The sequence below is a fragment of the Tardiphaga sp. GW821-FHT12E02 genome (assembly GCF_058807155.1).
In genome coordinates this window covers 3,586,231-3,599,061 of the sequence record NZ_JBXAQK010000001.1, presented here as the reverse complement: position 1 = coordinate 3,599,061, position 12,831 = coordinate 3,586,231, and the positions used below count along the sequence as shown (strand labels likewise).

General features: G+C 64.5%; 7 protein-coding genes. 1 reads left to right on the top strand and 6 read right to left on the bottom strand.

Annotation, left to right across the window (positions count from 1 at the left end):
• Nucleotides 1-275: 275 nt before the first annotated feature.
• The gene (locus AC1RQ5_RS17085; protein WP_493200511.1) at nt 276-1,280 is read left to right on the top strand and encodes a helix-turn-helix domain-containing protein; all 1,005 of its coding nucleotides are present in this window, start codon (nt 276-278) and stop codon (nt 1,278-1,280) included.
• A gap of 174 nt (nt 1,281-1,454) precedes the next feature.
• On the opposite strand, the gene AC1RQ5_RS17080 is transcribed toward AC1RQ5_RS17085, so the two are convergent.
• The 6 genes from AC1RQ5_RS17080 to AC1RQ5_RS17055 all read right to left on the bottom strand — a co-directional run bounded on the left by AC1RQ5_RS17080 (nt 1,455) and on the right by AC1RQ5_RS17055 (nt 12,721).
• Entirely contained in the window at nt 1,455-1,793 is a 339-nt protein-coding gene (locus AC1RQ5_RS17080; protein ID WP_398482951.1) for a lipid-A-disaccharide synthase N-terminal domain-containing protein, read from the bottom strand.
• The gene (locus tag AC1RQ5_RS17075) at nt 1,794-2,537 is read right to left on the bottom strand and encodes a glycosyltransferase family 2 protein (RefSeq protein ID WP_398482949.1); all 744 of its coding nucleotides are present in this window, start codon (nt 2,535-2,537) and stop codon (nt 1,794-1,796) included.
• A gap of 69 nt (nt 2,538-2,606) precedes the next feature.
• Nucleotides 2,607-3,431: a phosphatase PAP2 family protein gene (locus AC1RQ5_RS17070; protein WP_493200510.1), complete on the bottom strand. Its 825-nt coding sequence runs from the start codon at nt 3,429-3,431 to the stop codon at nt 2,607-2,609.
• A complete protein-coding gene (locus AC1RQ5_RS17065) occupies nt 3,431-5,173 on the bottom strand; it encodes an ArnT family glycosyltransferase (RefSeq protein ID WP_493200508.1) in 1,743 nt (580 codons plus the stop codon). The genes AC1RQ5_RS17070 and AC1RQ5_RS17065 overlap by 1 nt, the downstream gene beginning before the upstream one ends.
• Nucleotides 5,174-5,225: 52 nt before the next feature.
• Nucleotides 5,226-7,307 carry a penicillin-binding protein 1C gene (gene pbpC, locus AC1RQ5_RS17060; RefSeq protein WP_493200506.1) on the bottom strand — a complete coding sequence of 694 codons (2,082 nt, stop codon included), beginning with the start codon at nt 7,305-7,307 and terminating at the stop codon, nt 5,226-5,228.
• Nucleotides 7,308-7,498: 191 nt separating this feature from the next.
• On the bottom strand, nt 7,499-12,721 hold the full coding sequence (locus tag AC1RQ5_RS17055) for an alpha-2-macroglobulin (protein WP_493200504.1): 5,223 nt from the start codon (nt 12,719-12,721) through the stop codon (nt 7,499-7,501).
• Nucleotides 12,722-12,831: the final 110 nt, after the last annotated feature.

The following is a 12,831-nucleotide window of genomic DNA, read 5'->3' as shown; positions in this document are numbered from 1 at the left end:
CCGCAGAGGTTGCTGTTTCCCTTGTCCGGGCGTCTCAGTTCCCCGCGACATGACGACGTTCCAGCACACTGGCGGAAACCACACATGCGGAACCGCGTTGTGTCGTGACGACACGCGTCATTGCACTGTGCGTTCACCACGAACTGACGTTCCGGCTATGCGGCCAATGTAGTGGTCGTAGCCCCGAGCAAACCTCGCTAGGATGATGGTTATAGATGAGCGGACGCGAGCCTGAATGTCCGACAAAGATGATCGCAAGACCACATTCACCCGCCATGCCGCCGCTTCCCCGTCTTTACTACGTCACAACCGGCCTTGATGAGGCCACAGCCTTCGCCACCTGGAGTGCCGTGCTCGCGCCGCTGTTCGAGCCGCGTGCGGCCGGGCCCGGCAAGAAGATCCCGACCGGTTCGGCATCGGGTGTCATCATCGGCAGCATCATCATCGCCAAGGTCGCATTTACGGCGCAGGATTTTGTCCGCACGCCGGAGCGGATCGCGGTGACCCCCGATCATTTGCTGCTGCATCTCTATCTGACGGGCGGCTTCAACGGCGAGATCACCGGGCAGCAGACCACGATCGGCCCCGGCAAGGTCGCCATGATCGACCTCGGTCATCCCGTGAATACGCGCGCCTTTGCATCCTCGACGATATCGCTCATTGTCCCGCGTGCGCTGCTCGGCGACGCGCCGCTCGACAAGCTGAAGCCGCGGCTCGATCCGTTCCGCAACGACCTGCTCGCCGCGCATATCCGCTCACTGCAGGAACGCAGCGCGCAGCTCACCGAGGCCGATGTCGAGGCGACCGTCGCCGACACAGTCGTGTTCCTGAAGCGCCTGCTGACGGCCGCGCCGGACGACAAGCTCGAGCAGCAAAAGCAGGCGGACGAGACCATTCTGGCCCTCACCGAAGCCACCATCCGCGACAATCTCGCTTCGCCTGATCTCACGCCGGAATGGCTGGCACAGCAGCTCGATATCTCGCGCGCCACGCTGTATCGCGTGTTCGCCGATCACGGCGGCATCATGAAGCATGTGCAGGAACGCCGGCTGCTCGCCGTGCAGGCCGCGCTCAGCGATCCCCTGGAAACGCGTCGGCTGTCAAAACTGGCCACCGATCTCGGCTTCAGCAGCGAAGCGCATTTCAGCCGGAGTTTTCGCGCCCGCTTCGGCGTCACCGCCAGCGCCTATCGCAAGAGCCAGCGCGAGGCGTCATCGACGGTGCAGCTCACCAGTCCGGAAGTCGTGCAGCACTGGTGGATGACGGTGTCGGGCGGCTGACAACCAGAGCGCTTTCATTTTGAGATGGAGCGCCCTCTCCACTCACTCCCCCCTCATCCTGAGGAGCCGCGCAGCGGCGTCTCGAAGGATGGGCGACACACGCCATGGTTCGAGACGCGCCAATGGGCGCGCTCCTCACCATGAGGACGGTGGTGGTCTGAATCCAAAAACGCGCTAGTTCGACAGCGTCTTCGACGCCTTGCCGCGATTCTTCACGATCAGCATGATGTTGCGGACATAGATCACCGTGGCCGCAGCCTGGCCGAGAATGATCACCGGCTCGCGCTTGGCGATGCCATAGACCAGCGTCATCATGCCGCCGGCGATGGAGAAGAACCAGAACGCCATCGGCACGACGCTCTGCCCGGCGCGCTCGCTCGAAATCCACTGCACCACGAACCGCGCCGTGAACAGCAGTTGCGCGATCAGGCCGAATGCCAGCCAGAAATCGAATTTGGCGACGAACACGTCATAGAGATAGTCGCCCAGTGCCTGGCCGTAGCTGATCAGCATTTACTTGAACTCGGTTGCGACCGGCGTCGTCCGCTTGCGGCGGATCAGCCACCACACGCCGGCCAGATCCATCAGGCCGACCCACAGCCGGTCGAAGAAGCCGTAATTGGACACGCCGGAGTGACGCGGACGGTCGGTGACGTCCACATAGGCGATCTCAAACCCCTCGCGGCGCACCAGCGCCGGCAGGAAGCGATGCAGACCATCGAAATAAGGCAGCGATAGGAAGACATCGCGGCGGAATGCCTTCAAGCCGCAGCCGGTGTCGCGGGTGCCGTCCTTGAGCACGGCATTGCGGACCTTGTTGGCGATGCGCGACTGAAACTTCTTGAAGCCGGTATCCTTGCGGCCGACACGCTGCGCCGCTGCAAGGCCAACGCGTCCCCCGCCATCCGCAATCGCGGAAATCAGGTTCGGCAGGAAAGCGGGATTGTTCTGCCCGTCGCCATCCAGCGTCGCGACGATGCCGCCGCGCGCGTGGCGCACGCCGGTGCGTACGGCCGCCGACTGGCCCGATGAGGCCGCATGATCGATGCGCCGCAGATTGCCGCGGGACTGCATCAGTTCGGCGAGCAATGTCGGCGTGCGGTCCGTCGAACCGTCGTTGACATAGATGATCTCGTAAGCCCAGCGGCCGTCCAGCGCTGCCGCGATCTCGGCGATCAGCGGCGCGACATTGCCCTCCTCGTTGCGTACGGGGACGACGATGGAGACATCGATGGAAGCTGTGTCGGAAGCGGACAAATCAGGGCTCTTGGTTGGCGGGCCTTGGCTGCGGGAACTTGTCGCAACCGGCCGCGCGAAGACCGCTTATTATGGGGCGATGGCCTCGCGGGCAACCCTCTTCACATGGGCTGCGGACGGCCCCGGCAGCGGGTCGATATGGCCGCCCGGACGGATGATGAACGCCAGATGCCGGGCCGCGAACCAGTAGCGCACCGCCATGGCCACAATCCAGCCAAGCAACCCGCCGGCCACCACGTCGCTCGGGTGATGCGCCAGCAGCACGAGGCGGCTGCAGCAGATGATCACCGCATAAGCGATCATGAGAGCCCGCAGCCTAGGCCACAGCGCCGCCACGGCGAAGGCCAGCGCGAAACTCGTGGTAGCATGGCCCGACGGGAAGCTCGCATAGACCTCGCTCCAGGCGAAATGCTTGAAGTGGAACGCGTTCGCAGCACCGCCGACAAAGGGCCGGCCGCGGCCGATGATGCCCTTCAGCACCTCGCCCAATATCACCGCCAGCAACACGGTCAGGAAGATATATTGAACGCGGGTGCCGACGCTGAGCCAGATCGCTCGCGACATCCCGCGCAGCCGCGGTGCCAGCAGCATGATCACGACCAGAAAGCCGAACAACGCCCACAGCACATATTCGGACTTGCCGAAGTCGGTGACGATGCGCAGGGGCCACAGGCCGGCCGTGCCGCGCACTGGCATCAGCGTGATCTCATAGGCATCGAGCAGAAACATCAGCGCGATGATAACGAGTGCGGTGAGCGCCGCGAAAGCCAGCGATCGCTTCGCCCAATGTCGCGCGGCTTCCGCACGGCGTGAATGGGAGGGCGCGCGAACCAGTTGCGCCAGCGCCTGCCCAAGAATGGTCCCGAGTTGCGACACGTAACCCGGCGCCGCCATCACTGCGTGCCTTCGGAACGATAGACGGCGATCGAGACCGGCTTGCCCTGGGAGTAGTTATAGCCCTCGATCCGCGTGAACATGTTGTAGCGCAGGCCAATGGCCTCGGCACGCAGTGCGAACTGGCGTTCCGAACGATATTCCACCAGTGCAAAACGACAGCTGCCCTGGCCGAGGAAATCCGCCGCGCCGGCGCCATCGGTCAGAAGCGTGGAGGTGTCGGTCATGAAGACGAGGCTCGGCTCGTGATAGCCGGCAGCCGCCGCCTTCGGCGCCACGCAGACCACGGTGCGCAGCGCCCGCGCCAGATGCACGCTCGGGAAGACCGGGCGCAGCGATGGCAGGAACACGGCGTAAAACGCGATGCTCATGAAGAATGATGCCACCACGCCTGACAGCAGCGAGCGTTCGGCGCGGTTGTTGTCATACATCATCCAGGCGAACAGGCCGAACACCAGCGCGCCGGCCGCAAACGGCCAGGCCAGGAACATCGGATGCCGGACGACGGCCACGGAGCCTACCAGCGCGCCCACGGCTGCCAGCACGGGAATGGCGAACCACCAGGCCGAGCCGCGGCTCAGCCAGTTGCGCGCCAGCACCCGGCGCTCCATGGCGCCGACGATGAGGATGGCGATGGCCGGATAGAGCGGCAGCACGTAATGCGGCAGCTTGGTCATGACCACTTCGAACACGATCCAGGACGGCACCAGCCAGGCCAGCAGGAACTGGGCGCCGGGCTCGCGCCGGGCCCGCCAGATCGCGGGCGCCGCCATGCCGGCCAATGGTGCGCCGGGCCAGAACGTCACCCAGAACAGCAGGAAATAGGTGCCGGGAGGCGCGCCATGGGATTCCTGCGCCGACAGCTTGCTCAACATGTCGCCGCCCAGCGAATCCGAAAAGAAGGTCTGCCCGGCCTTGAGGTAGATCGCCACGAACCATGGCAGCACCAGCAGCAGCGTCCACGGAATGCCGGCCAGCGGCTTCAGCCGTCCGAGCCAGCCCACCGAGCGATCCATGACGCCGAGCACCAAAATGGTGAAGCCGACGAACATCAGGATCAGCGGTCCCTTGACCAGGATGCTGATCGCCATGCCGGTCCAGAACACGAAAGGCTCAAGCCAGCCGCCCTGCTTGTTGTCCTCGCCGCGCTGCCAGGCCAGATAGACCCGCGCCATGGCGCCCATCACCATCATCACGGTGAGCAGCAGCATGGCGTCGGTCTTGGCCATGCGGGCTTCGACATTGAGCAGCACCGAACTGCACATGATCAATCCGGCCAGCACCGCGCCCCTGCGGGTGACGAAGGCCAGCGCGGTCCAGTAGGTCAGCAGCACCGCACCGATGGCGCCAAGCAGCGACGGCACCCGGTACAGCCAGATCCGAATCTCGGCATTCGGCACGCCGAGCTTGTCGGCGATCTCCACGACAGCCGCCTGCATCCAGTAGATGCCCACGGGCTTTTTATAGCGGACCTCGTCCTGGAACCGGATATCGACGAAATCGCCGGTTTCGACCATCTGCTTGGTCGCCTGGGCGAAGCGCGACTCGTCGCGATCGATCGGCGGGATGGTGAAAAAGCCGGACAGGAAGAACAGGAGGCTGGTGACCGCGAGGAACGCAACCGCCCGGCCATGGCTCAGGGTGACGACATCCAGCACGCGCGCGAGCGTATTGCCCGGATCGACGCGGGGTTTCTGCTCTCGGGGGGCGCCAAAGCGGGGTCTGTATTCTGTCTCAGCCATATGGCTGTCGCATACGATGAAAGGGCCGGTCTCACAACCAGTTAGCCGGGTCTCACTGAATTCTGACCACAACTGTGTCTGCGGCGCCCATGGCATCCATGACTGTCAGGCGAACAAATCCGGGGCCGGGTGGATCGACCAAGCGTTGGCGCCGGCTATCCAGTTCCCCCGCGGCCATGCCATTGACCAGCACGGTCATCGGCATCACCCCGCCGGCCACCTTGACCGGAACGGAGGAAAACTGCCCCTCACCCCCGCTGGCATCGATCCGCGACCCATTCAACGGGAACTGGATATGCAGGGTTTGTTCGCTGCCGGCGCGGATCAGATCGCCAGCCGGACGGAACCGGCGCAGCGGCAATGGCAGTTTTGCATTGCTTGCCATCAGCGTGCCCTTCGGCGCCTTTGGCAGCGGCGCCGGCAGTTTTCCGGTGCGGGCGAAAGCGTCGAACAGGATCGGCGCTGCGGCCACCCGCCCTACCAGTCCCGGCACCGGCGCACCATCGGGGCGGCCGACCCAGACGCCGATGGTCATCCGGCCGTCGAAGCCGACCGACCAGGCATCGCGATAGCCGTAACTGGTGCCCGTCTTGAAGGCGATGCGGTTATGCGCGGCGTTTTCCGGCGGCGGCGTGCCGAGCAGCACATTGCCGACCTGCCAGGCCGCGACCGGCTCCATCAGCCGCAAGGTTTCGCGATCGTCGCCGCCATTGGCCTGCATCAGCTCGCGCAGCGGCTTGACGCTGCCGAGCCGGGCAACGCCGGTATAGAGCTGGACCAGGTCATGCAGCGTCACCCCAACACCGCCAAGGCCCATGGCCAGCCCCGGCGCCTCTCCCGGTGGCAGGACGAGACTGCCACCGGCCTGCTTGAGGCGCGAGGTGAAGCGCGAGGCGCCGACACGTTCGAGCAAGGCGATGGTCGGCACGTTCAGCGACAGCTGCAGCGCCTTGCGCACCGGCACCGTGCCCTGGAACGTCATGTCGAAATTCTCCGGCGCATAGGCGCCGAAACGGGCCGGACGATCGTCGATCAAACTCTCCGGATGGATAAAGCCATCTTCAAAAGCTAGGCCATAAATGAAAGGTTTGAGCGTGGATCCGGGCGAGCGCACCGCGCGCGTCATGTCCACCTGCCCGGCCCTGCGATCGTCGAAATAGTCGGCGGAGCCGACATGGGCGAGGACTTCGCCGCTCTCGTTATCGACGGCGAGAATGCCGATGGAGATGTTGCTGCCAAGCGCGGTCGCACGGTCCTTTGCCAAGGTCTCCAGCGCCTGCTGGATGCCGGCATCGAGCGACGTCTTGATGATCGGCACATCCTTGCGCAGCGACGCGGCCTGATCAGCAGAATGCGGCGCCAGGATCGGCATCGGCTTTCGCAGCTTCGGCACACCCACGGCTTTCGCCTGCGTGGCATCGGCCGCGGAGACACGTCCCTCGCCGACCATGCGCTCCAGCACGCGATCGCGCGCGACACGGGCATTGCCGGGATGGCGATCGAGCCGGCGCATTTCCGGCGACTGCGGCAGCGCCACCAGCAGTGCCGCTTCAGCCAGCGACAGCCGTTTCGGCTCCTTGCCGAAATAGGCGATGGCGGCAGCGCGAACACCTTCCAGATTGCCGCCGAACGGCGCCAGCGTCAGATAGAGATCCAGGATCTGCTCCTTGCTCATCTGCCGTTCAAGCTGCAGCGCGCGCACCGCCTGGCGGATCTTGGCGTTGATCGAGCGCTCGCGCCGCGGTTCCAGCAACCGCGCCACCTGCATGGTGATGGTCGAGCCGCCGGAGACAATCTTTCCGCGCGTCACGAGTTGAAACGCAGCGCGTCCGAGCGCCCACGGATCGACACCATGGTGCTCATAGAAGCGCTTGTCCTCGTAACCGAGGAGAATGTTGAGATAGCCGGGATCGATGGACGAACTCGCTGTCACCGGCAGCCGCCAGCGTCCATCAGACATCGCATAGGCGCGAAGCAGCTTGCCGTTGCGATCGAGGACGGTGGTGGAGACGGTGCTGGCTTTCTCAAGCGGCAGCGGGCCGAGGGAATGGACCCAGGTGGCGACGGCAGCGATGGTGAGCACGGCGATTATCGCGACGCCAAGCGCCGCCCGCTTCACGAAACCTGCTGCCATCTTTCGAGACGCGGCCGAAGACGGCCGCTCCTGAGGATGCGGGGAGAGTGTTGGGCGCCGTAGACGACCCTCATGGTGAGGAGCCCGAGCAGCGGACGTCTCGAACCATGCAGGCCGAGCACTATCCTCATCCGGATGCGATTGCCTGGGTGGCACGGCCGGAGAAGACGGAAGTGTGTGCGGCATCCCGCTCATTTCGCTTTCGCGACCTCGACTGTGCCCGTCCCCGTCCGTCCGTAGCGCGACGGATTATACATGTCCTCCACAGCAGCCTGCGGCAGCACATATTTGCCGGGCGACACCGCACGCACGATGTAAGCCACCGTGAACACCGCCTTGTCATTGGCCTTGCGGTCGATGGCCGCCGTGAACCGGTCATCGCGGAATTCGGTGTTCACCGGCTCCGCGCCGTCCTCGATCCAGTCCAGCGTGCCGCTGTCGCCCGACGACACCAGATGCGGATTGTCGATCTCGAAACCGGCCGGCAGATAATCGGCCACCATCACGTGACCGTATTCCGGCTTGGCTTCGGTGATCTTCAGCACCACGGCAAAGCGATCATTCTGTTTCGCCTTGGTGACATCGGCAGGCGTGCCATCGAGCTTGTGATAGCTGCGCTCGATCTTGAAGCCATTCGATGCCGCCGGCTCTGGCGTGACCGGTGCGCCAGTGACCGAGACCACCGCCTGCACCGGCGTGTCACCGGTATTGGTGATCTTGATCGGCACGCCGGAGAGCTCTGCCGCCTTGTAGCTGCGATAGAGCGCGCTCTTCACGGCAGCCCCATTGACGTCGAGCGACAGCGTATTGGCCTCCTTCGCCAGCGCCCGCGAGGCCAGCACCAGCCACGCATTCTCCTGCGTGGAGGTGAATGGCGTCAGCCCGCGCGCCGCTTCGACGCGTTGCACGGCCTGGGTCAGCGTCGCCCGCGGCGCATTGCCTTCACTGGCAAGCGAGACGAGTGCCGCCGCATCGCGCAGCGCCGAGCCGAAATCGGTGCGGCCAAATTCGATCACCGGCTTCGGCTTCAGGCTCTCGACGGCCGCATTGTAGACGCGCTCCGCACGCACGCGATCACCGACCAATGCCAGCGCCGCAGCAAGCTGCGACTTGGCGATCGGCGTCGCGAGATTGCTCAGCTTGGTATCGGCGAGATAGCGGAGATCACCGATCGGTGCGGTGCCATTCTTGGCGAGCACGTAAAGGCCATAGGCCAGTTCGCGGCCGCCATCCTTCTCCGGCTCGGCCGCATTGACCACCGCGTTGCGGACGCGATCGAGCGCCGCACGGAACAGCACGTCGGGCACCGCAAAACCCTTTTCGCGCGCGCGGGTGAGGAAGTCCGTGACGTAAGCATCCAGCCACGCATCGTCGCCACCTGACGACCACAGGCCGAACGAGCCGTTCGAGCCCTGCCGCGCCAGCAGCCGGTCGATGGACTCCTTGATGCGCTGATCGACCGAGGTGTCCATCGCCAGATGCGCGCCGGCCGCGAGATCGTTCACATAGAGCAGCGGCATCGCGCGGCTGGTGATCTGTTCGGAGCAGCCATAGGGATAGCGGTCCAGCGCCTTCAGGATCGTCGCCGCATCCAGCGCCGTGGACAGGCTTGCCGATAGCGAGACGCCGCCCGTCCCCGGCACCAGATCAGTGAACATGTCCGAGGTCAGCGTCAGGCTCTCGCCCTTGGCCAATGTCCTGATCGAACGTCGCGCGAGAATCTGCGTAGCCGGTTTGACGTCGAGCTCATAATGCCGCGCCAGCGTCAGCCCGTTTGGCCCCCTGATGTCCACATCGACCATCGCCCGCCCGGCGCCCGACGCATCCACCGCCAGCGCCATCGAGGTCCGCTGCTTGGCAGCAAGTTTCACCGTGGTCGAGGGATTGCCCGTGAGCTTCACAGGACCCGACGTCTTCACACTGACTGTGTAGTCGCCCGCTGCGCCTTCGACATTATCAAGATCAAAGGACATCGTGCCCTTGTCGCCCGACAACAGAAACCGCGGCAGCGTCACCGTCAGCACCACGGGATCGCGGACGGTGACATCGACTGTCGCCTTGCCCAGCTTGGTCGCGGTCCAGGCCACCGCCATCACGCGCGCGGTGCCTGCGAATTCGGGAATCTCGAAATCGATCTCCGCCGTGCCATCGGACTTCACCGTGACGATGCCCGAATACAGCGCCAGCGGTTTTTGCGCTGGCGGCGAGCCCTGCAGCTCGGCGCCTGCGCTGTCACCGCCGGTGCGCAGCTGGCCACGGGTACCCTGCATGCCGTCGATCAGTTGCCCGTAGAGATCGCGGATCTCAGACGTCATGCGGCGCTGGCCGAGATAATACTCATCCGGCGCCGGCGGCTTGTAGTTGGTTAGATTGAGAATGCCGACATCCACGGCCGCCACGACGATCTTGGCGTCCTCGCCCGGATTGAGGCCGCCGAGCTTGACCGGCAGTTTCATGGTCGTGCTCGGCCGCACAAGCGCCGGTGGCGTCAGCGCGACGTCGAGGGTGCGGGCTTTCTTGTCGATCCCGAACCATTTGAGCCCGATCGCGCGGCCGGGCATGCGTGCCGCTGTGCTGTCCAAAGGACGCCGCAAGGTTGCCACAACATATCCACCCGTTCCCCAGTCTTTTCCGACCGGAATCGTGACTTTCGAGGCGCCTTCTTTCACGGAAATACTGGTGGTCGTGAGCAGTCGATCGCCGATCACATTGACCGTGAGACGGCCGGCCGTGCGGGCATTTACCGATACGGTCATGGTCTCGCCGGAGGCATATTCCGGCTTGTCGATCGACGTTTCCAGCAGATCCGGCGTATCGGCGCTGCCGTCCGAATACCAGCCGACATCGAACTGCACCGATGTCAGCGGCCCGTCCGCATCATTGGATTTCACATCCAGACGATAGCGGCCGGGCTGCGGCTGCAACGAAATCCGCGACGGTTTGTCTGCAGCAACGGTGAGATCGCCGTCGGCCACGCGCTTGGTCGATTTGACCGGCTCGTAGTCCCAGGACGAATTCTGCCGGTACCATTGATAGCGCGACTCGATTTTAAGGAGCTCGTAGCGGAGGCCGCCGCGCGCCAGTGCGGTTCCTTCCGGCGACACCACCACGACGTCGAAAGCCGCATTGTCGCCCTCGGCGACGCTCTTGTCCTTGAAGAGCGGCTTGACGCCGATCATCGGCGCGGATGGCGCGATCGGCAGCACCAGCTTGCGCTCGACGGCGCGGCCGCCGCTCTCGGTCATGCGGATGAAGATCTGCGCTTCCTGCGGCCGGGTCGAGGATGGCGGCTTGGCCAGGCTGACCGGGAATGTTGCCGAGCCATTCGCATCGGCCTCCGGCAGGTCCTCGATGGGCGTGCGCTCATTGCTGGCGCTTTCCTCGTCGGCGACACCGAACTGATAGCCGGCAAAGCCCGGTCTTTCAGTTGCCGGAGCGACCAGCAGGTCACCCTCCAAACTGAGGCCTGAAGCAGGCGCGCCAAAGAGGAAACGGCCGTCAACCTTGAGTTCAACTGGAAGATCAGCTTTGATCTGCTTCTCTTTGGAAGATATATCGAATTCGATCCGGTCAGCGACGTAATCCTCGACCATGAAGGTGGTCTCGCCGACTGCCGGCGCCTTCGGATCGGTGAAGGCGCGCACGCGCCAGGTGCCGGTCGGAACTGCGCTGTTCAGCGGCAGCGTCAGGCTACGCCCGCCCGCCCCCTGATCCTGCAGCACCGCGCGGCGGAACTCCACGCCGTCAGGGCGTTCGATCACCAGCGTCACCGGGCCGGCGGTCACGGCATTGCCCTGCCCGTCGCGCAGCAGCGCGGTGAGATAGACGGTTTCGCCGGAGCGATAGACACCGCGCTCGGCATAAACGAAGGCATCGGCACCGGCTGGAACCGGCCGGCCGGAGACGCCGCGATCGGACAGATCGAAGGCGTTCGACTTGAGGCTGAGGAAGGCATAGTCGGCTTTCTCGCCGAAGACGGTCAGCAGCGCCGGCGACAGGCCGCCATCGCCTTTGGCAAGCCCGGCCTCGAACAGCACATGACCGGCCTCATCGGTCCTCTTCGTCGCCAGGATTTCATTGTTCCGAGCGATCAGCCGCACCTCGGCTTTGCCCATCGGCTCCGTCGAGGCCAGCGAGTTCACGAAGATATGGATGCCGTCATTGCCGGAAAAGGCGGTCAGACCGAGATCGGAGACGATGAACCATTGGGTCGCCAGCGAGCCATCTTCGTCGTCGCTCCGGCCGGCCCCCGGCCCCTTGGCTGCCGCGGTCATCACATAGACGCCGGGCTGCAACTCGCCGATGGCCTGATCGACCGGGAATGCAGTCGTGACATCCTCGTTGAGCCGTGTCTCGGTCGAGAGTTCGCCGGCCCAAACCTTCTGCCCGCGCTCATCGCCCAGCGAGTCTAGCTGGTATTTGCTCAGTGCTGTCTGGAAGTCGCTTCCGATCACCGTATTGATCAGGTTGCGATCACCGATCCGGAACACCTTGATATCGACCGCCTGGGTATTCACCGACACCAGCGGGATGCCCTTCTGGCCAGTGCGCGGCAGCACATAGGCGCGGCCGGTGAAGCGCACGAAAGGCTTGCGGTCACGGACATAAATGTTGAACTCGGCCGATTTCGGCAGGCTCTCTTTCACCGTGGACGGCAGGCCTGCGCGCAGATTGATGTTGTAGCGCTCGCCATGCTTGAGCCCCTCGACGCAGAGCTGCTTGTCCTCGGCCGACAGCGCCGGCTTGTCGCTGCCAGCGAGTGCCAGGAATGGCGCGAAATCGACGCGCTTGGCGAGATCTTCAGAGAACTGGAAACAGGCGCGGGGCGACGCCGAATCGGAATCCACGCTGTAATCCAGCAGCCGGAAGCCGTGATCGCCGCGCATCTTTTCATATTGCTCGCGGATATCGGCGACTTCGCGCAGATCCAGCGACAGCCGCAGCGCATCGAGCGCCGGCCGATAGAGCTTACGCTCCGCCATGGCGCGACCGAGCACCGCCAGCGCCTCGGCCTCCTCGCCGGCATTGCCGGCGCGCTGATAGGCGATATAGGCAGCCGTTGCCGCGCGTTCGTTGAGGAATGTCGTCTCGGTCGAATTGGCCGGGCGGATTTGCGTCACCGTCTTGGCAAGACGCAGCCAGTTGGCGCCATCTTCCGGCGCAATGGCGACGATCTGGCCAAGAATCTGCAGGCCGGTGCGCGTATCGGAGCGCCGGAACGCGGCGTCCGCGTCGGTGCGCAACGTCGATGCGGACTTGGCGACCGGGCCGGCTTCGGTCTTGATCTGGGTTTCCAACTTGATGGCGCGGTCGGCAAGTTCGTCCCGCCGGAAGGCTTTATCGGCGGCGGAAGCCGATGCGAGGCCGAGCGCCATCACGGCACAGACACCGATGGCGCGAACCAAAACCTTCATGACGAACTCCCCTGCACGGACGAACGCCGTTCGGCGCCAAATTGCGCAAAAATGGTGACGGACTGATGGCCGGGCCAGCGCCGGACGCTCCGGCCCATGATGACGGTCGG

Coding starts and splice junctions, on each gene's coding strand:
- AC1RQ5_RS17085 (WP_493200511.1), top strand. CDS start 276: ATGCCGCCGCTTCCCCGTCTTTACTACGTCACAACCGGCCTTGATGAG.
- AC1RQ5_RS17080 (WP_398482951.1), bottom strand. CDS start 1,793: ATGCTGATCAGCTACGGCCAGGCACTGGGCGACTATCTCTATGACGTG.
- AC1RQ5_RS17070 (WP_493200510.1), bottom strand. CDS start 3,431: ATGGCGGCGCCGGGTTACGTGTCGCAACTCGGGACCATTCTTGGGCAG.
- AC1RQ5_RS17065 (WP_493200508.1), bottom strand. CDS start 5,173: ATGGCTGAGACAGAATACAGACCCCGCTTTGGCGCCCCCCGAGAGCAG.
- pbpC (WP_493200506.1), bottom strand. CDS start 7,307: ATGGCAGCAGGTTTCGTGAAGCGGGCGGCGCTTGGCGTCGCGATAATC.
- AC1RQ5_RS17055 (WP_493200504.1), bottom strand. CDS start 12,721: ATGAAGGTTTTGGTTCGCGCCATCGGTGTCTGTGCCGTGATGGCGCTC.